Annotated in this window: 20 protein-coding genes; 8 read left to right on the forward strand and 12 right to left on the reverse strand. The window is 58.1% G+C overall.

Annotated features, from left to right (window positions below; all coding sequences use genetic code 11):
- The 9 genes from tatC to HUO12_RS07485 all read right to left on the reverse strand — a co-directional run bounded on the left by tatC (position 1) and on the right by HUO12_RS07485 (position 7,446).
- Positions 1-825 carry a twin-arginine translocase subunit TatC gene (tatC, locus tag HUO12_RS07445; protein ID WP_176272974.1) on the reverse strand — a complete coding sequence of 275 codons (825 nt, stop codon included), beginning with the start codon at positions 823-825 and terminating at the stop codon, positions 1-3.
- A gap of 6 nt (positions 826-831) precedes the next feature.
- A complete protein-coding gene (gene tatB, locus HUO12_RS07450; protein WP_176272975.1) occupies positions 832-1,299 on the reverse strand; it encodes a Sec-independent protein translocase protein TatB in 468 nt (155 codons plus the stop codon).
- 37 nt (positions 1,300-1,336) lie between these two features.
- Positions 1,337-1,570 (reverse strand): twin-arginine translocase TatA/TatE family subunit, encoded by a 234-nt coding sequence (tatA, locus tag HUO12_RS07455; RefSeq protein ID WP_176272976.1) that lies wholly within the window; start codon positions 1,568-1,570, stop codon positions 1,337-1,339.
- Positions 1,571-1,643: 73 nt separating this feature from the next.
- Positions 1,644-2,312, reverse strand: coding sequence for an SMC-Scp complex subunit ScpB (gene scpB / locus HUO12_RS07460; RefSeq protein ID WP_176272977.1), 669 nt, complete (start codon positions 2,310-2,312; stop codon positions 1,644-1,646).
- A complete protein-coding gene (locus HUO12_RS07465; RefSeq protein ID WP_408609449.1) occupies positions 2,309-3,115 on the reverse strand; it encodes a segregation and condensation protein A in 807 nt (268 codons plus the stop codon). Before HUO12_RS07465 ends, scpB begins: the two co-directional genes overlap by 4 nt.
- Entirely contained in the window at positions 3,112-4,134 is a 1,023-nt protein-coding gene (gene nagZ / locus HUO12_RS07470; protein ID WP_176272978.1) for a beta-N-acetylhexosaminidase, read from the reverse strand. The genes HUO12_RS07465 and nagZ overlap by 4 nt, the downstream gene beginning before the upstream one ends.
- A 102-nt stretch (positions 4,135-4,236) precedes the next feature.
- A complete protein-coding gene (locus tag HUO12_RS07475; protein ID WP_232367336.1) occupies positions 4,237-4,938 on the reverse strand; it encodes an SPOR domain-containing protein in 702 nt (233 codons plus the stop codon).
- Positions 4,939-4,975: 37 nt separating this feature from the next.
- Complete coding sequence (gene argS / locus HUO12_RS07480) at positions 4,976-6,718, reverse strand: arginine--tRNA ligase (RefSeq protein ID WP_176272980.1); 1,743 nt, start codon at positions 6,716-6,718, stop codon at positions 4,976-4,978.
- A gap of 77 nt (positions 6,719-6,795) precedes the next feature.
- Positions 6,796-7,446, reverse strand: coding sequence for a hypothetical protein (locus HUO12_RS07485; protein ID WP_176272981.1), 651 nt, complete (start codon positions 7,444-7,446; stop codon positions 6,796-6,798).
- Between the two features lie 108 nt (positions 7,447-7,554).
- Here HUO12_RS07485 and ispH point away from each other — a divergent pair, with 108 nt between their 5' ends.
- The 3 genes from ispH to rnhA are packed head-to-tail and all read left to right on the forward strand — an operon-like array spanning position 7,555 to position 10,032.
- On the forward strand, positions 7,555-8,547 hold the full coding sequence (gene ispH, locus HUO12_RS07490; protein ID WP_176272982.1) for a 4-hydroxy-3-methylbut-2-enyl diphosphate reductase: 993 nt from the start codon (positions 7,555-7,557) through the stop codon (positions 8,545-8,547).
- Positions 8,548-8,568: 21 nt separating this feature from the next.
- Complete coding sequence (thrB, locus tag HUO12_RS07495; RefSeq protein ID WP_176272983.1) at positions 8,569-9,552, forward strand: homoserine kinase; 984 nt, start codon at positions 8,569-8,571, stop codon at positions 9,550-9,552.
- An 18-nt stretch (positions 9,553-9,570) separates the two neighbouring features.
- A complete protein-coding gene (gene rnhA / locus HUO12_RS07500; RefSeq protein ID WP_176272984.1) occupies positions 9,571-10,032 on the forward strand; it encodes a ribonuclease HI in 462 nt (153 codons plus the stop codon).
- A 72-nt stretch (positions 10,033-10,104) separates the two neighbouring features.
- On the opposite strand, the gene HUO12_RS07505 is transcribed toward rnhA, so the two are convergent.
- The 3 genes from HUO12_RS07505 to HUO12_RS07515 all read right to left on the reverse strand — a co-directional run bounded on the left by HUO12_RS07505 (position 10,105) and on the right by HUO12_RS07515 (position 12,431).
- Positions 10,105-10,281: a YegP family protein gene (locus tag HUO12_RS07505; RefSeq protein WP_176272985.1), complete on the reverse strand. Its 177-nt coding sequence runs from the start codon at positions 10,279-10,281 to the stop codon at positions 10,105-10,107.
- Positions 10,282-10,362: 81 nt separating this feature from the next.
- Positions 10,363-11,463 carry an NAD(P)/FAD-dependent oxidoreductase gene (locus HUO12_RS07510; protein WP_176272986.1) on the reverse strand — a complete coding sequence of 367 codons (1,101 nt, stop codon included), beginning with the start codon at positions 11,461-11,463 and terminating at the stop codon, positions 10,363-10,365.
- 8 nt (positions 11,464-11,471) lie between these two features.
- Complete coding sequence (locus tag HUO12_RS07515; protein ID WP_232367337.1) at positions 11,472-12,431, reverse strand: alpha/beta fold hydrolase; 960 nt, start codon at positions 12,429-12,431, stop codon at positions 11,472-11,474.
- A gap of 112 nt (positions 12,432-12,543) precedes the next feature.
- On the opposite strand from HUO12_RS07515, the gene HUO12_RS07520 reads away from it, so the two are divergent.
- The 5 genes from HUO12_RS07520 (at position 12,544) to HUO12_RS07540 (ending at position 17,842) form a co-directional block, all read left to right on the forward strand.
- Positions 12,544-13,035: an A24 family peptidase gene (locus tag HUO12_RS07520; RefSeq protein ID WP_176272988.1), complete on the forward strand. Its 492-nt coding sequence runs from the start codon at positions 12,544-12,546 to the stop codon at positions 13,033-13,035.
- An 88-nt stretch (positions 13,036-13,123) separates the two neighbouring features.
- A complete protein-coding gene (cpaB, locus tag HUO12_RS07525; protein ID WP_176272989.1) occupies positions 13,124-14,206 on the forward strand; it encodes a Flp pilus assembly protein CpaB in 1,083 nt (360 codons plus the stop codon).
- A gap of 59 nt (positions 14,207-14,265) precedes the next feature.
- Positions 14,266-15,888 carry a type II and III secretion system protein family protein gene (locus HUO12_RS07530; protein ID WP_176274345.1) on the forward strand — a complete coding sequence of 541 codons (1,623 nt, stop codon included), beginning with the start codon at positions 14,266-14,268 and terminating at the stop codon, positions 15,886-15,888.
- Between the two features lie 19 nt (positions 15,889-15,907).
- Entirely contained in the window at positions 15,908-16,552 is a 645-nt protein-coding gene (locus tag HUO12_RS07535) for a CpaD family pilus assembly protein (protein WP_176272990.1), read from the forward strand.
- A gap of 3 nt (positions 16,553-16,555) precedes the next feature.
- Entirely contained in the window at positions 16,556-17,842 is a 1,287-nt protein-coding gene (locus HUO12_RS07540) for a pilus assembly protein CpaE (RefSeq protein ID WP_176272991.1), read from the forward strand.
- Positions 17,843-17,868: the final 26 nt, after the last annotated feature.

Genomic DNA, 17,868 nt, shown 5'->3' on the forward strand with positions numbered 1-17,868 from the left:
CTAAGCGCTGCTCTCGCTCTTGCTGGACGCTGTTTCAGGTGCGTCTTCGGATGTTTCTTCCTCGTCTGGTTTCCTGCCGCGCTCTTGCCAGCGCATCAGCAGCAGCGAGCCTTCAAACAGCAACAGCAGCGGGACGGCTAGGATCAGCTGCGAGCCCGGATCAGGCGGCGTGACAATCGCGGCAAGCGCTACAATGCCAACGATCACATAGCGCCGCGCTGCGACCAGCTGTTCGCGCTGGACGATACCGGCGCGGTTGAGCAGCAGCAGCAGGACTGGCAGCAGGAAACTCATCCCGAAAGCGAGAATGAACTGCATGACCAGGCTGAGATACTCGCCTGCGGAGGGCAGCGCATTGACTTCAAGCCCGCCGGCATCGCCTTCGAACCCGAGGAACCATTCGAACGCCACTGGCATGACGACGAAATAGGCCAGCGAAGCGCCTGCTGTGAACAGAATAGGCGTCGCGATCAGGAAGGGCAGGAAAGCCTTCTTCTCTTTCGCATAGAGGCCCGGCGCGACAAACGCCCACAGCTGGTTGGCGATGATTGGAAAGCTCACAAAGAACCCTGCGAAGAGTGCGACTTTAAGCTCGACGAAGAACACTTCGTATAGCTTGGTGAAAATGAGCTGCCCTTCCCCTTCCGGAAACGCGTCTTTCAGCGGCTGGACCAGAATGCCGAGGATCGGGTCCGCGAAATAAAAGCATACACCAAAACCGATGATCAGCGCGAAGATACTGCGCATCAAGCGGCTGCGCAGCTCGACCAGGTGATCGAGCAGTGGGGCTTGCGTTTCGTCTATGTCGCGAATGTTGAAAGCCACGGCCCGCTACCCCTTCTTCTCAGAGCTGGTTTTGGGTTTGGGTTTTGGCGCGCCTTTCGGACTTGCTGGTGTCTCGCTCAATGGCAATTCCGGCTCGGCTGAAACGCCCTTTATCTCAGGGTTATCTCGCGTCATCTCGGCTCTATCTTCAGCCGTCTGCACCGGAGGCCCGGTCATCTCAGGCGCGGTTTCAGGGCGGGCGGGAGCCTCGCTGAACTTGGGATCGGCAGGCGTATCAGCGCTGGTCTTCGCCATGATGGCTTCGTTCTGCGCTTTCCACTTTTTCTCCATGTCTTCGAGCTCGGCCTCGCGCACCATAGCGTCGAGCCCTGTGCGGAAGTGGCTGGAAACACGGCGAATTTTACCGACCCAACGGCCCACCGTGCGCAGCGCAAGCGGCATGTCCTTCGGGCCGATGACAATCACCGCCACTATCACAAGGACCAGTAATTCAGCTGCGCCGATATCAAACATCGATGTCTTCCGGCGTGAGTGGGGTTAGCGAATAGGCTTAGCTGGCCTTGTCGCCAGACTCAGACTTCTGCGCGTCGGACGACGGGTCCTTCGCAGTGGCTTCGATCTGCGCTGAAGGCTTGCCATCCTTGGCCTCGTCTTCGTTCATGCCTTTCTTGAAGCTACTGATTCCCTTGCCGAAATCGCCCATCATCTCTGAAATGCGGCCACGCCCGAACAGGACGAGGATAACCACAGCGATGATCGCAAGTTGCCAGACACTAAGACCCATTGGGATGCCTTCCTAAGTGATTTACCTCTGCAATATAGGGATTGTGACGCGCTTGCGCCAGTCGTAGCGCGTATCAATCTGTCTGCTGGATAAGCGCCGCTTCTTCAGAAGAGCTTTCGAGTTCCGGCTCAGCACCGTCATCCGGCGCAGCCTCTTCCTCGCCAGGTGTATCATCGGGCCGCATCGCTTCTTCCAACGCATCATCGACCGGATCGAGCAGACCTGCAGCGCGAAGCTCGTCCATCCCGGGCAAGTCCTTGCGACTTTCAAGCCCGAAATGTTCAAGGAATTCAGGGGTTGTAGCGTAAATCACTGGAAGCCCCGGCACTTCACGCCTCCCGGCCATGCGGATCCAACCCGCCTCCATCAGCACGTCTAAAGTGCCTTTCGCCGTCTGAACGCCACGAATGGATTCGATCTCTGCGCGGCTGACAGGCTCGTGATAGGCGATAATTGCGAGTACCTCGGTTGCTGCGCGGCTCAAGCGGCGGACCTGTTCGCGCTCGCGCCTCAAGAGGTGCGCCAGATCCGGTGCAGTCTCAAAATGCCAGCGCTTGCCGCGCTCGACCAGATGCACGCCGCGTTCCGCATAGTGCTCTGCCAAACGGCGCAACCCTTCGCGGACCTCGGATTGCTCAGCATCGCCCAGATGACGCGCAAGCACATCGACTGTCAGGGGCTCTTCGGAGGCGAACAAAGTCGCTTCCAATGCGCGTTCGATATCAGTCATTTGCTCGCTCATTGTACGATCCTGCGAATGCGCATGGCGCCGAAAACTTCGTCCTGAGCGATCTCCGCCTGCCCAAGACGCGCAAGCTCAAGCGCGGCGACAAAGCTGGACGCCAAGGCCGACTTGCGCAAACGCGGCTCAGCCTTTGGCGGGAGAAAATCGCGCAAATCCATCCAGTCGAGCGTTACGCCAAGCATCGCTGAAACCCGCTCAATTGCGCTGTCGAGCGTCATCACCGGACGATCAGAGACGTGATAGATGCGAGGCGCCGTGCGCGCTTTAACCTGACCGTAAGCCTGGATCAGCGCGTAGCTGTCGCACGTCCATTGCGTCTTGCGGTCGATCCGCAAACCCTCCGGCGAACCGCGCACAAACACATCGCGGCCGATCCGGTCGCGGCCCATCAATCGCGCTGCAGCCTCACGCATTGCTCCCAGTCTCTGCAAGCGCAATTGCAAGCGCAGAGCGAGCTCTTCAGGGCTCGGATCCTCTTGCTCATCACTCGGCAGAAGCAGCGCAGATTTCAGGTAAGCGAGCCATGCTGCCATCACGAGATAATCAGCCGCAAGCTCCAAACGGAGCGATTCAGCGCGCTCGATATAGGTCAGGTATTGTTCGACGAGCGCGAGAATAGAGATTTCCCGCAAATCAACTTTCTGCCGCCGTGCAAGGTCGAGCAGCAAATCCAGCGGACCTTCCCAGCCATCGAGCTCCAGGTAGAGCGCTGCATCGTCACCTGATGTCGCACCACCGGGACCAATCCACTCCTCTTCGGCGACGGCCTCTTCCATGCTCGCGTCTAACTGATCGCTCATGCGGCCTGTCCCTCTAAGGCGAGCAGCGCGTCGCGTTTCGCCAGCAGTTCAGCTTGCTCGGCGGCATCGTTGCCAGGCCCTGTGCCTTCCAGCGCGCGATCAAGCTTCTCGCGCAGAGTGTCGGACATCGAGCTGACGCGGTCCGCAATGCCGATCTGATCGTCCATCTTCGCCCAGCAATTGAGGACAATGTCGCAACCGGCCGCAAGAGCAGCTTCTGCTCGCTCGGGGATCGTCCCGTCGAGTGCTTGCATATCGATATCATCGGTCAACAGCAGGCCTTCAAAGCCAATGTCTTTACGGATAACATTCTCGATCACAGTTGGTGAAAGCGTAGCCGGTCGATCAGTATCCCATGCCTCAAACACGATATGGGCGCTCATGCCGATATGCGCTTTCTCAGCGAGAGCGCGGAAGGGTGCGATATCGACTTCGAGCTCTTCAGCACTCGCGCAGACAACCGGCAGTTCCTTGTGACTGTCCGCCGTCGCGCGGCCGTGCCCCGGCATGTGCTTCAGGCAGCCCGCGACACCGCCTGACGTCATGCCGTCAAGCACAGCGCGGCCAAGCGCTGCGACTTGCATTGGATCGCTTCCAAGTGATCGGTCGCCGATCGCCTGGTCTGTCTCAGGCCGACGCACGTCAAACGGCGCGTGAAAATCGACGGTGATCCCCATGCTGGCTAGTTCAAGCGCCATGGCGTGCGCATTGACACGCGCCGCTTCAATCGCGCTAGCCGGGGCCAATGCGTAGAGCCTGTCAAACGCTTCGCCCGCCGGATAGCTTGCCCAATGCGGCGGTTTCATTCGCTGAACCCGTCCGCCTTCCTGATCGATCGAGATGAACGTCTTCTCACGCCCATGAATGCTGCGCAGATCATCAGTCAGTGCGCGCAGCTGATCAGGATTATCGCAATTGCGCGCAAACAGAATGTAGCCAGCGGGATCCGCATCCTTGAAGAAGGCGCGCTCGTCTGCGGCAAGCTGTGTTCCGGCAATTCCGAATATGGCGGGAATCATGGTTTTGAAATTCGCAGGAAAGCAGGCTTGCGGCAAGTTTTACGGATGAGAGCACAGGGGAAAAGCGCTCGGGCCAACCCCTTCCGCACTAATCCGTTAGCCTCAGCGCTTGACCTGGCAGGCGACCCCGTCGGCTTTCAGCGCATCACAAAGCGCGCGCGCCGCTGCCAAATCGCCCGGAAGGGCTTGCAATCGGTAAACCGTACCGATGTCAGCTTCACCTTTTACGATACGGCGCTTCACACCATTCAGCGCGGTTGTCTGGCCTTGCAGTGTTTGCCAGCCAATAACTGCGCGCTCGCGGCTACGGTACGCACCAACCTGTACGGAGATACCGCCAGTGTCTGCGGGAGCTTCTACTCCAGAGGGCGTCGGGCTTGGACGAGTTGGCACCGGCGTTTCGCCAACCGGCAAGGTTGCAATGGAGGGCCCAGCGGCCTCGACTGGCGGATCATCGCGCAATACGCCTTCGCGTGTCTGGCCTTCACCGACGGCAGATGCGACACTGCCAGTCCCGGCAAATTCCTTGCCTCCGGGATCTTCCGGGCGCTCTTTGTAAGGTCCGGGAGGAGCTTCGACAGTGCTGCCATCGGCGACATGCTCTGTCGCAGCGTCACGATTGGTGAACCACCAAGCGCCGCCGACACCTACAGCGACCAGTGCCAGCATGACCACGACAAGACCGATGATGCGCGCTGTATCAAGCTCGCCAGAAGCCTCGTCATATTCGTCCGACTCAAGCCATGGCAGGCTGTCATCTTCCAGCGCGAGTTCGCCGTCAAAACCGGTGTTGTCACTTGTCATAACGTCACTGCCCATGCCCAGCCATTGTCTGGCGCGGTCACATCTCCTCTACGGCCTCAACGCCGAGAATGCGTAAGCCGTTGCGAATAACCTGCCCTAACCGCTCTGCAAGGAAAAGTCTTGCTCCGGTCAATGCCTTATCCTGTGCCACAATGAAGCGTTTCTCGGGATTGTCATTCCCGAGGTTCCAATAGGCATGGAACGCCCCCGCCAATTCGTAGAGATAGAAAGCGATTCGATGGGGCTCGCGCGCCTTCGCCGCCGCCTCGACTTCGCGCGGGAATTGGGCGGCGAGCTGCACCAAGGCACGCTCTTCCTCGCCAAGAAGGCCGAGGTTATCGCCTGATGGTGCAAAGCCTTCAGCCGCACCTTTCCGCAAAGTGGAGTGGATCCGGGCATGTGCGTACTGCACATAGAACACCGGATTGTCTTTTGACGCTTCGATGACCTTCGCAAAGTCGAAATCCATCTGCGCTTCAGGCTTGCGCGTGAGCATCGTGAAACGCACAACATCCTTACCGACCTCTTCGACCATATCCGCGATAGTGACGAAATTGCCTGAGCGTTTGGACATCTTGACCGGCTCACCAGCCCGCATCAGCTGAACCATCTGGACCAGCTTGACGTCAAACGGGATGGGTTTGCCCTGTCCTTCGGAGAGGGCCGCAACGGCGGCTTTAATCCGTTTCACGGTGCCTGCGTGGTCCGCGCCCCAGATATCGATCAGCGCGTCAGCGTCTGCGGCCTTTTGCATGTGATAGGCGAGGTCAGCGCCGAAATAGGTCCAGCTGCCATCGGATTTCTTGATCGGACGATCCTGATCATCGCCATATTTGGTCGAGCGGAACAGCGGGAGCTCAACCGGTTCCCAATCCTCTGGCGGCGCCTTGCCCTTAGGCGCTTCGAGCACGCCATCATAGACGAGGTCATGCGCGCGGAGCCATTTTTCCGCTTCGTCAGGCTTTCCGGCCGCGTGGAGCGCGGCTTCAGACGCGAAAACATCATGTTCGATACCCAGCAAAGCCAGGTCCGATTTGATGAGATTCATCATCTGCTCAACCGTTTCGGCGCGGAATATCGCGAGCCATTCGTCTTCTGGCTGGCCCTTATATTTGTCGCCAAGCTCGCTCGCGAGATATTCGCCGATCGGCTTCAGATAATCGCCGGGATAGAGCCCTTCGGGAATTTCACCGATGTCTTCGTCAAGCGCTTCCAGATAGCGCAAGTGAGCAGACCGCGCCAAGACATCGACCTGCCCGCCCGCATCATTGATATAGTATTCGCGAGTGACGTCGTGCCCGGCAAATTCCAGCAGGCTCGCAAGCGCGTCGCCAACCACAGCGCCGCGGCAATGGCCCATATGCATGGGGCCAGTCGGATTGGCGGAGACATATTCGACATTGATGCGTTTGTCCGCGCCCGTTGCGGACTTGCCATAAGCGTCACCGAGCGCATCTATCGCGGCAAGCTCGTCAAGCCAGACCTGACCATCGAGCCGCAAATTAATGAAGCCGGGGCCTGCGATCTCGGCTGAAGTTATCGAAGGATCGGTTTTCAACTTCTCGACCATCGCTTCGGCGAGCGCGCGCGGATTGGTCTTGGCGGGTTTAGCCAGAACCATCGCGGCATTGGTCGCGAGATCGCCATGGGAAGCATCGCGCGGCGGTTCGACCGTTACATTGGCGCGAGACGTATCGGCCGGCAGCGTGCCTTCCATCTCAAGCGCAGCGAGAACGGCATCGATCTTGGCCGCATAAGCGGCATAGACGGTTTCCATCATGAATACCTGTAAATTGAACGCGAGACGGCGGTTAGCCGACTTGCCAAAAAGCGCAAGGCCGGGTGCCCACTGCTGCTTTAGCGCGTCGCGTTATAAGCGAGCTGCTCTTGCGTCAGCTGGAAGCCGACAAGCAGCTCAAAGCTCGTCCGCTGAATGGCTGCCCGAACTTCCGGATCAGCCAGCGGATCGAGTGCGGCGTCTGGATCACCAGCCCGTCGTCGTCGTGTAATCTTCTCGCGAATATCGGCCGGAAGCGAGGCCTCTGCACGGTTCACAAATGCGCCAGCTTGAGCGCTTGTCTGAGCGCGCTCTTGTCCGTCCGCGAAATTGAGCGTTACGCTGCCCAGGCGCTTGGAAACCACTGCCGTACCGCCACGCATCACGGTCGCATAGTAAGGCAGCGTGACCGTGCGTGCACCGCGCGTATCAAGCCGGCGCGCCAGCACATCAAAGCTCGCGCTGCTGTAAATCCGCTCGCCCTGTTCATTGCAAGCATGGCGCAGGTTCGTGATCGAAGCGACCATGTCCAGATTCGCTGCGGAAACATCACCGGCTTGTCGGAACAATGTCACATCGCCTGTGTAATCAGGAATACCAACCGACGGGCACGAATCGAGGACCGCTGTGATCCCGACACCCTGATTGACGACCAATTCCCCTTCGCGCCCGCAACCAGCGAGCGCTGCAGCCAGAGCAATGACAGAAAACAGGCGAGTTCGAGGCATCATGAAACAGCATTCCTTGCAGCGAAAACCATACGCCGTGCAGCGTAAGGTCAAATTCAAAGCGTTCAACCGCCCTAGCGGCGCGCTCCACAAAGCGCTAGAGGCAGTCGCATGAACGCCCCATTGCACACCTCCAAATCGGGGGACATCTCTGCCACCGAGCAAGATCGCCCTGAACTCAAGCTCCTAATCGCGGCTCCCCGCGGCTTTTGTGCCGGTGTCGACCGTGCCATCGAGATCGTGGAACGAGCAATCGAGCGATACGGCGCTCCGGTCTATGTTCGCCATGAGATCGTGCACAACAAATACGTGGTCGAATCGCTCAAGGCGCAGGGTGCCGTGTTCGTCGAAGAGCTGGACGAAGTGCCTGACGATGCGCCTGTCGTTTTCAGCGCTCATGGCGTTCCTAAATCAGTGCCTGCAGAGGCAGAGCGGCGCAAGCTGCTTTATGTCGATGCAACCTGTCCGCTGGTGAGCAAAGTCCATCGCCAGGCGGAACGTCAGATCGAAAAAGGGCAACACATCATCTTCGTTGGTCATGAAGGTCACCCGGAAGTGATCGGAACAATGGGCCAGGTTGATGATGGCCAGATGACTCTGGTGGAAACTGTTGAGGACGTGGCCAAGCTCCATTTCTCGACCGAGGATGACCTTTCCTATCTTACGCAAACAACGCTGTCTGTTGACGATACGGCTGAAATCATTGCCGCGCTGGAAGAACGCTTCCCGCAGATCGTCGGGCCAAAGGCCGAAGACATCTGTTATGCGACTTCGAACCGGCAGGCAGCTGTGAAGCAAATCGCTCCGGATGCAGATCTGGTGCTCGTCATCGGCGCGCCAAATTCCTCCAATTCACTGCGGCTTGTTGAGGTTTCTGAGCGCTGCGGAACCCCCGCCAAGCTGATTCAGCGCGCGAGCGAGATAGATCCTGCATGGCTTGCAGACGTAGAGACGGTCGGCCTCACGGCAGGCGCATCAGCACCTGAGCTGCTTGTGCGAGAGGTCGTCCGCAAGCTGTCGGAGTGGCGCAGCGTGGAGGAAAAGACCATCATGGCTGCGGAAGAAAAGATGGTCTTCAAGCTGCCTCGGCAATTGGTCGAGTAAGCACGCGCAGAGTATCACGGCGTGGCGGTCTACACACATCTTGGCGCTGAAGAGCTGGCAAAGCTGATTGCGCATTATGATGTCGGCGAACTGGTTTCTGCCAAGGGGATCGCTGAAGGCGTCTCCAATTCTAACTGGCTGATCGAGACGACAGGCGGCAATGAACCCGGTACGCGCTTTATCCTGACCATGTATGAGCGCCGCATTGAATTGCGGGACCTGCCCTTCTTCTTGTCTTTGCTCGATCACCTCGCTGACAAAGGCTGTCCGGTTCCGCGAACAATTCATGACAATAATAGCGCAGCATCCCGGCTGATTGATGGGAAAGCAGTTGCGCTGATCGAATATCTGCCTGGTGTTTCCGTGGACCATCCAACACCCGCTCAAGCGCGTTCAGTGGGAGCAGCCTTGGCCAAAAACCACCTCGCCGTCGCCGATTTCCCGGAAACGCGGTGGAACGACCTCGGCCTGGTCGGCTGGGGAGAAACTTTCGACAAGTGCGGAATGGACGGCCTTGCGAGCATCGACCCTCGATTACCGGAGCTGATCCAGACGCAGATGCAATCTTTCGTCGGCAATTGGCCGATCGGACTTCCAAATGGAGTGGTCCATTGCGACCTCTTTCCCGACAATGTGCTCATGCTAGGCGACGAGGTCTCCGGCCTCATCGACTTCTATTTCGCAGCGAGCGATTTTTTCGCTTACGATCTCGCCGTCACTCATGCAGCTTGGTGCTTTGAGCGCGAAGGGCAGATGTTTCGGCCTGATATCAGCGAGAGCCTTTTAGCGGGATACCAGTCCGTCCGCGGTTTGAGCGAAAAAGAGCGAAAAGCCTTGCCCATACTCGCGCGCGGAGCTTGCATGCGGTTCATCGCAAGCCGCGCCGAAGACTGGCTCAACGCGCCTGATGATGCGCTCGTCGCGCGAAAAGACCCTATGGATTTCGTCAACCGCTTGGACTTCTACGTTGAAGCGGGAACTAGGGTCTTTGCACGCGAGCCTTGAGCTGGCAGAGCCGAGCGAATGAAACGCGTTGAATTGTTCACCGATGGCGCTTGCAAAGGCAATCCTGGCCCGGGTGGCTGGGGCGCTTTGCTAAGGCTTGGCCCCCACGAAAAAGAGCTCTCGGGCGGCGAGCGCGATACAACCAATAACCGCATGGAAATGACAGCCGTAATCCGCGGGCTTGGTGCATTGATCGAGCCTTGTCAGGTCGAACTGTACTCCGACAGCAAGTACGTCATCGACGGCATCACCAAATGGGTCGAAGGTTGGCAAAGACGTGGCTGGAAAAATGCCAGCAAGAAACCGGTACGCAATGCCGATCTCTGGCATGACCTGATCGAAGTTTCCGCCCGCCATGAAATAAACTGGCATTGGGTCAAAGGCCATAACGGCCATGAAGAGAATGAGCGCGTGGACAAGCTCGCGAGCGATGCGGCTGAAGCCATTGCCCGCGAACCGGATGACACAGAAGAAATTTGAGCCGAAAACACAAACGGCCCGCAAAGCCTCTAAGCCTTGCGAGCCGCTCGCTCAATCTCGGATCGGACAAGCTTAGTAGTTGTCGACGACCTCTGCTTTCGGACCGTTCTTCAGAATCGACTCGATCGCATTCTTTGCGCTGGCTTTGCTCTTATAGCCTTCAGTCCAGAAGATCGTTTCAGAATTGTAGATGAAGTAAGAGACGAATTCGCCTTTCTTGTTCTTCCGGATTTCGAAGCGGTGAGCCATGGCAGTCCTCCAATTGGTTTTGAAACTCCGGACGCACCCTAAGGCGATTTTGAGAATAATCTAGAGCAAGCGTACGAAAAACTAGAGAAATCGTGCTGCAGCATAGTTCGCTGGCTCGATTGCCGCTGTCATTGCGTCAGCCGGACGCTGAAGGAAGAGTTGTGCTCCAAGCCTTGCAGCAGCTGGCGCTGTTTGAATGCCGTACCCGCCTTGGCCTGCAAACCAGAAGAATTCAGAAAGCTTTGGGTCGTAGCCATAGACCGGTTTACGATCAGGAGCGAAGCTGCGCAGCCCAGCCCATTTTCGTTCGACGGCTTCGACGTTCCAGTATGCCACACTCTCCAAGCGGTCGATCGCGATGGCCACATCGATTTCTTCGGGCGCTGCATCGAGTGCATCGCTTGGTGTTTCGTCATGCGGGCTCAGCCATAGCCTGCCGTTCTCCGGCTTGAAGTAAAAGTCCCCCGAGATGTCCAAGCACAGCGGCATGTCAGCGCGCGGAGCCGGATCTATGCGCAGTTGTACGACGGTGCGCCGCAGAGGTTGAATTCCGAGCGGCTGAGCACCCGCCAATTGCGCAATCTGATCAGCCCAAGCCCCTGCCGCATTGACGATCCGGTCAGCTGTGAGAGTCTCGCCATTCGCCAGGCCAATCTGCCATGCATCGGTCTTATTCAGATGGGCGACGCGAGCATGGCACTGCAAGGTGACGCCTTGCCGCTTGGCGATACCGAGATAGTGCTGGTGAAGGCCAGCCACATCGATGTCCGCACAGCGCGACTGCCAGATCGCGCGATCCCAATGCGATCTCAGGCCATGCAATTTCTCCACGAGTTGCGTCCGATCAATGCGCTCAAACTGTGCACCGCTATTGCCGAACCGCTCAAAATGCGCCGCGATCTTCGGCTCATCTTCCTCGCGTGCCAGATAGAGCGCACCGCGTGGGGTCAAGAATCCGCCATCGCGCAAATAGGATCCTGAGGCCAAAGTGAGCGGGACAATCTCCGGACCGCCATAGCACTCCTCCCAGAATGCAGCGGAACGTCCGGTTGAATGGAAACCCGGATGGCTTTCCGCTTCGAGCAAAACGATATTGCGCGCACCATGCTCCGCCAGTTCTGCCGCCAGACTTGCACCAGCCATGCCTGCGCCAATAATCGCAATATCAAATTTGTTTGGCATGGTTTTGCTTATTGAGGCGGTGCCACTCGATCGAGAAATGCAGCGATACTGGACATCGCCCGATCCCGCACCGGATCAACTTCGCGCAGGATCTCATGGGCAGCCTCTTCGCCGAAACGAGTCAGTTGCGCATTGGGCAAGCGCCTCGCCGCTTCTTCGATGGCATGTATCCCAACGAGCAGATCCGCACTCGTTCCAAGCAACAAGACCGGTGTTTCGACTTTCTCCAGCCGATCGATTTCGAACAACCCTCGCATCGAAGCATAAGCGCGTTCGACCCAGCCCCAACTGCCTGGCCCCATGACAAGCTCAGGTCTCTGCTCGCGCCACCAAAGCTCGTCGGCATAACGCGCATCATCATGCGTCAGCAGCTTCTGGCGGCTGGCAGGGACTTCGCCCGGCTTTTCGCTCCACTTCCAAGCAGGCCTCGCCGAATCCCCCAGACTGTTCATGAGTCGGGCGGCGCCATGCCCGATTGCCGCAGGTATCCTTCCGACAAATCCGAGCATTGGTGCAACGAGCACAAGCGCGTCAGGATCGACCGCGCCGTCGACTACGCCCCGCAGCGACAGATGTCCGCCCATGGAATGTCCAGCAAGTACATGCGGGCCGCACGTCTCCGATTTCCAGTCAGCCCAGAACGCCTCTAGATCATCGACCCAGACGCTAAAGTCATCGATATGGCCGGTAACCGGGTCGTTGCCCAAACGGCCTGACCCAGCCTGCCCGCGCCAATCAGCGGCCGTCACACGCCATCCGGCACGGTGCCATTGTTCCAGAGTTTCGAGATATTTCTCGTAGTGATCTCCGCGCCCCGGAAAGAAGAGTATCGAGCCGCGGCTGCCCGCAGGAGCGCCGTCAATCTCGGCACCGGGCCAGTCAATCCGGCGCAGCTCATGACCGTCCTCAGCCGACCAGGTGCTCTCAACCGCATGCGGTGGGATCGAGCGCCGATCGATGTCTGGCAATTGCGGCAATCCTGCTTGCAACTCGTCGCTAATCGTAACGCTCCTCGCTTGGTTACTATTTGGTAAGCCATGTTCTGTAGCAACGCTCCTCAAGGGGACCCTGGGGGCAATAATGCTAACCGAATACATCCACTACGGACTGCTTGTAGGCTTGGCAATTGCCCTGCTGGTCGCTGCGTTTACCGATCTTCGTCACCGTCGCATCGCCAATTGGCTTAACCTTACTATTGCAGCAGGCGCGCCGCTGCATTGGTGGGCGAGCGGCTATGCGCTCTGGCCTGACGTTGCATTGCAGTTGGCGATAGCGCTTGGCGCCTTTGGGGTTTTCGCAGGCCTGTTCGCATTGCGCATGATGGGCGGCGGCGACGTCAAACTCCTGACCGCGCTCGCACTGTGGATCGCGCCGGTCCCATTCCTTCAACTGCTGGTCATCATGGCGCTTGCGGGCGGCGTGCTGACCATCGTCATGGGAGCCTGGCACGTCCTGCGTCGCCAGCGCGACCGAATCGCCATTCCCTATGGTGTCGCCATCTCGACCGGCGGCCTGTGGGTACTCGCCACTCACTATCTGCCCGGTGCCGCACAAGCATCTGGGCTGCAGTGAACCTGATTTTAACCAGTATGGGATTAGGCACTTCAACCATACCCGCCCGTAACAACTGAATTGGGCTGAGCAAGGGGGCTACAAAGCCATGGATAAGAAGAAGCTGGTACTGCTGCTTGGTGCGCTGGTCGTCGCGATCGGCACTGCGCTCGCAGCTCGGAGCATGTTTGCAGGTGCAGCAGCACCTGAAGCAGAGGCACAGCAAGCTGTCCCGACGGGACCTAAGGTGCTGATTGCACAGCGTGCATTGCCTACAGGTACAATCATCACCGCTGACGCGCTGGGTTTCCAGCAGTGGCCGGAAGAGTTGATGCAGGATGCATACTTCCTTGATGGCGAAGCGGATGTGAACCAGCTACTTGGTACAGTGGTTCGTCACCCTGTCACAGCCGGTGAACCTGTTACTCAAGGTTCACTTGTTAGCCCAGGTGACCGCGGCTTTCTCGCAGCAGCTCTGACTCCAGGCATGCGTGCGATCACTGTTCCAGTTTCAGCCATGACCGGCGTTGCAGGCTTTGTCTTCCCGGGTGACCGCGTGGACATGATGCTGACGCAAACGGTTCAAGGTGCTGACGGCCAAGCGTTGAAAGCAACTGAAACAGTTCTTCGCAATCTTCGCGTCCTCGCAACCGACCAGATGACGGAACAGCAGACTGTCGAAGGCAAGACCGTTGTTCGCGCCTTCAAGACAGTTACTCTCGAAGTGACGCCAAAGATCGCTGAGAAGATCGCTGTTGCTCAGACCATCGGCACGCTCAGCCTGGTCCTGCGCTCGATCGCTGACAATGAAGCAGAACTCGAACGCGCTATCGCTTCTGGTGACGTTGTAATCCCTGAGGACGCGACGCCTGAAGAAGAGGAAACGCTGATCCGCACTGCGATGAACCAGCCGATCGACAAAGGTGCGACCTTCTCAACCGGTGGCGACGTATCGCGCTTCCAACGCAGCTCTATGCCGCCAGCACGTGGTGCTCCGGCAGGTGGTGCGCCAGGCGCACCTGCGGCAGCTGGCATGTACAATGCCGGTCCTCAGGTTCGCGTCTCTCGCGGTAACAACACCACTGCCGTGCCTGTGAAGAATGCAGTCGGCAACCTCACTGGCACTCAAGCCAATGCCATGAGCCGCGGAGCACGCACTGTGCCTGTGGCTGGCGCAACCGTGATCCGTTGATGGGGGCCGACATGTTGAAACAGACCAAGGTTCAAGGGACTTTCAAAAGGGGCAATATGATGAAACGCCGCCTGACAGCCAAATTGCTGCTTGCAAGCATCGCAACCGCGCCGCTTGCAATGGCACCGACAACGATTGCCAACGCGCAGTCGGTCAGTGCGCCAGCACAAGACATTGTTATCTCAATCGGTCGTGGCGAGCTCGTCACTGTGCCGGGGTCGATGGCAGACGTCTTTATCGCAAACGATGCAGTTGCCGATGTGCAAGTCAAATCACAGCGTCAGCTTTATGTGTTCGGCAAGGCTGGTGGTCAGACCACTATCTATGCCAGCAACGCACGCGGCGATGTGATCTGGTCTGCCAACATCCGCGTAGGCAACAATATCGACAGCGTCGATCAGATGCTCGCACTCGCTATGCCGGAAGCACAGGTTGCCGTGTCCACTATGGGCTCTAACACTGTTCTTCTGACAGGCACTGTTGCAGCACCTGAAGATGCCGCTGAAGCAGAGCGCCTGGTATCGGCTTTCCTTGGCCAAGATACCAACGTCATTAGCCGCTTGAAGATGGCAACGCCGCTGCAGGTCAACCTGCAGGTGCGTTTCGCAGAAGTCAGCCGCACGCTCGTTCGCGAGATCGGCTCGAACCTCTCGACGCGTGACAGCTCTGGCGGTTTCCTGTTCGGCGTTCAGCGCGGTAACGGCCCTGTCATTGGCGGTGCCGGTACAGCTGGCCTTCCGATCCTTGACGCGTCTGCACAGTTCGGCCTGCCGGCTGGCTCGATCTCGCTGCCGTTTGATCCGTCAACTGGCGAGTTTGTAACCGGTGGCACGACCTACGACTTTACGTCGAGCCCTGCACAGACTGCCGTCCAGGCTGCTGGACGTCTGTTCGGCCTCGATGTTGGCGCAGCCTTTGACCTGTCCGAGCGTCTTGGCCTCGTCACTACGCTTTCCGCACCAAACCTGACCGCACTGTCAGGTGAGACTGCTGACTTCCTTGCTGGCGGTGAATTCCCGATCCCGATCTCTCAAGGTCTGGGCACAACCGCGATCGAATATCGTAACTTCGGCGTTAGCCTCAGTTATACTCCGACAGTTCTGTCGAACGGCCGGATCTCGATCCGCGTTCGTCCGGAAGTGTCAGAGCTTTCAACGCAGGGCGCTGTCGTGATCAACGGCTTCCAGATCCCGTCGCTGACGATCCGCCGCGCGGAAACGACTGTCGAGCTGGGTTCAGGCCAGAGCTTCATGATCGCAGGCCTGATGAGCAACAATGCTCAAAACAGCATCGATAAGGCTCCTGGTCTTGGCGATGTGCCGATCCTCGGCAACCTGTTCCGTTCGCGTTCTTTCCGTAGAGGTGAAACCGAGCTGGTGATCGTTGTGACACCATATCTGGTTGAGCCGGTGAACGCCCGCGACATCAAGCTTCCGACAGATGGCTTTAACGCCGCGGATGAAGCGCAGCAATTCCTTGGTTTCCGTGAGAATGACGGTGTTTCCGGACAGGAACGTCCGAGCCCTGAAGCGGTCGACAAGGATGCGCCTGATCCAACGATCGGCAGCATCGATCCAGCGGCAATCGTCCCGGGCCAGAACAATGACCCGCGTCAGGCGAAGAAAAAGTCGCGCAAAAAGGACCGTCGTGCAGAAGGCGCGGCTCCTGGTTTTAGTCTCTAAGTCGAGGAAGGTGAGAACAATGCCTATTGCAAATAATCGCAAACTGGCCGGCGCCATCGCTGTCTCGCTCGGTCTCGCACTGAGTGCTTGCGGCGGCATGCCGACCAATAAGAGCCTGTATTCCACGAAGCAGCCGGTGGTTGAACGCACCAGCTACACACTGGATCTGTCTGCAAACCGTGACGGACTGACTGTTTCCGAACAGCAGCGCTTGAACGGTTGGTTTGAAGCCATGGACCTCAGCTACGGTGACCGTGTCTCCATCGATGATCCGATGGCGAGCCAGGCAACCCGTGACGCTGTGAGCGATATCGCAGGACGCTATGGCATCCTCATATCGGATACAGCACCTGTTACGGCAGGCGCAATGCAGCCTGGTAATGTCCGCGTGGTACTGACCCGTTCGACAGCATCGGTGCCTGGTTGCCCCGATTGGTCAGCTCAGTCTGATATGAACTACACCAACGCAACGCATCCTGGTTACGGCTGCGCCATCAACAGCAACATGGCTGCGATGGTCGCTAACCCAGAAGACCTGATCGAAGGTCAGAAGGGCACTGGCGAAACTGTAATCATGAGCTCAACCAAAGCGATCGACAGCTTCCGCGAGCGCGCACCATCCGGCAACGGTGGTGACGTAACCGGCGGTCAAGGAGGAGAATAAGTCATGAACGCTCCATGGAAATCCGGCATGCCTGGCAATCGCGACGCTTTTGCGGCTTACATTTGCGACGACAATGCGCTCGACGTGCTGCGTCCCGTAGTGATCGAGCTCGGCTGGCAGCCTGAGAAGTGCAACAAGGGTGGCCTTCGCAATGCGATCCAGTCGCTCTCTGTCAGCGCAAGCCCTAACATTCTGCTGGTTGACTTGTCTGAAAGCGGCGATCCGCTCAATGACATCAATGCACTGGCAGAAGTGTGTGAGCCCGGCACGGTTGTGATTGCAATCGGTCAGGTGAACGACGTGCGTCTGTATCGCGACTTGCTTGCGAGCGGCATTCACGACTACCTGCTGAAACCACTTTCAGCTGGTCAGGTTCGCGATGCTCTGAACCAGGCACAGGCTGCATTCTCTGCTCCGAAGACAGCAGACGGTGAAGCGGTCAAGCGTCACATTTCAACCGCAGTTGTCGGTACACGTGGCGGCGTTGGCGCTTCTATGCTGACGACTTCGCTTGCATGGCTCTTCAGCGACACGCACCAGCTGCCAACGGCGTTGCTCGATCTCGACGTGCATTTCGGCACTGGCGCTCTCGCGCTTGACCTTGAGCCGGGCCGCGGTCTGACTGACGCTATCGATAACCCGAGCCGCATCGACGGTCTGTTTATCGAACGCGCCATGATCCGTGCCAATGACAATCTGTCGATCCTGTCGGCGGAAGCACCGATCAACCAGCCGCTGATGACCGATGGCGCTGCTTTCGTTCAGCTAGAGGAAGAATTCCGTCAGGCTTTCGAAATGACGCTGGTCGATCTGCCGCGTAACATGCTGATCAACTTCCCGCATGTTCTGGCCGATGTGAACCTGGTCCTGCTGACCACGGAAATGACGCTGGCTTCCGCTCGCGACACCATCCGTATCCTCAGCTGGCTGAAGACCAACGCTGCGCATGCGCATCCGATGATCATCGCCAACAAGGTTCAGTCCGGTGTGGCAGAAATCAGCAAGGCTGACTTCGAAGCTTCGATCGAACGCAAGATCGACTTCTCGATTCCCTATGACGCCAAGGCCGCTGCCAACGCAGCCAAACTGGGTCAGGTTTTCGTGGAAGCGAACCGTTCGAGCAAAGCAACGGCAGTCGTCAAGCAGATCGCGGAACGCATCTTGGGTGCGAGCGAAGACGATCTGGCTTCGCTCAGCGAAGAGAAGAAATCGCTGCTTGGCGGGTTCGATCTCAAGTCGCTGCTGGCGAAGAAAGACAAGTCTGAGCCTGCTGGCGAAGTTGTCGAATAACACCTTTGGTCGCGAGCGGATTGCGG

Source organism: Altererythrobacter lutimaris (genome assembly GCF_013371495.1).
GTDB lineage: Bacteria > Pseudomonadota > Alphaproteobacteria > Sphingomonadales > Sphingomonadaceae > Erythrobacter > Erythrobacter lutimaris_A.

Excerpts from the sequence above, each read along its gene's own strand:
- tatB (WP_176272975.1), bottom strand. The coding sequence starts at position 1,299 with ATGTTTGATATCGGCGCAGCTGAATTACTGGTCCTTGTGATAGTGGCG.
- tatA (WP_176272976.1), bottom strand. The coding sequence starts at position 1,570 with ATGGGTCTTAGTGTCTGGCAACTTGCGATCATCGCTGTGGTTATCCTC.
- scpB (WP_176272977.1), bottom strand. The coding sequence starts at position 2,312 with ATGAGCGAGCAAATGACTGATATCGAACGCGCATTGGAAGCGACTTTG.
- HUO12_RS07465 (WP_408609449.1), bottom strand. The coding sequence starts at position 3,115 with ATGAGCGATCAGTTAGACGCGAGCATGGAAGAGGCCGTCGCCGAAGAG.
- nagZ (WP_176272978.1), bottom strand. The coding sequence starts at position 4,134 with ATGATTCCCGCCATATTCGGAATTGCCGGAACACAGCTTGCCGCAGAC.
- HUO12_RS07475 (WP_232367336.1), bottom strand. The coding sequence starts at position 4,938 with ATGACAAGTGACAACACCGGTTTTGACGGCGAACTCGCGCTGGAAGAT.
- argS (WP_176272980.1), bottom strand. The coding sequence starts at position 6,718 with ATGATGGAAACCGTCTATGCCGCTTATGCGGCCAAGATCGATGCCGTT.
- HUO12_RS07485 (WP_176272981.1), bottom strand. The coding sequence starts at position 7,446 with ATGATGCCTCGAACTCGCCTGTTTTCTGTCATTGCTCTGGCTGCAGCG.
- ispH (WP_176272982.1), top strand. The coding sequence starts at position 7,555 with ATGAACGCCCCATTGCACACCTCCAAATCGGGGGACATCTCTGCCACC.
- rnhA (WP_176272984.1), top strand. The coding sequence starts at position 9,571 with ATGAAACGCGTTGAATTGTTCACCGATGGCGCTTGCAAAGGCAATCCT.
- HUO12_RS07505 (WP_176272985.1), bottom strand. The coding sequence starts at position 10,281 with ATGGCTCACCGCTTCGAAATCCGGAAGAACAAGAAAGGCGAATTCGTC.
- HUO12_RS07510 (WP_176272986.1), bottom strand. The coding sequence starts at position 11,463 with ATGCCAAACAAATTTGATATTGCGATTATTGGCGCAGGCATGGCTGGT.
- HUO12_RS07520 (WP_176272988.1), top strand. The coding sequence starts at position 12,544 with ATGCTAACCGAATACATCCACTACGGACTGCTTGTAGGCTTGGCAATT.
- cpaB (WP_176272989.1), top strand. The coding sequence starts at position 13,124 with ATGGATAAGAAGAAGCTGGTACTGCTGCTTGGTGCGCTGGTCGTCGCG.
- HUO12_RS07530 (WP_176274345.1), top strand. The coding sequence starts at position 14,266 with ATGAAACGCCGCCTGACAGCCAAATTGCTGCTTGCAAGCATCGCAACC.
- HUO12_RS07535 (WP_176272990.1), top strand. The coding sequence starts at position 15,908 with ATGCCTATTGCAAATAATCGCAAACTGGCCGGCGCCATCGCTGTCTCG.
- HUO12_RS07540 (WP_176272991.1), top strand. The coding sequence starts at position 16,556 with ATGAACGCTCCATGGAAATCCGGCATGCCTGGCAATCGCGACGCTTTT.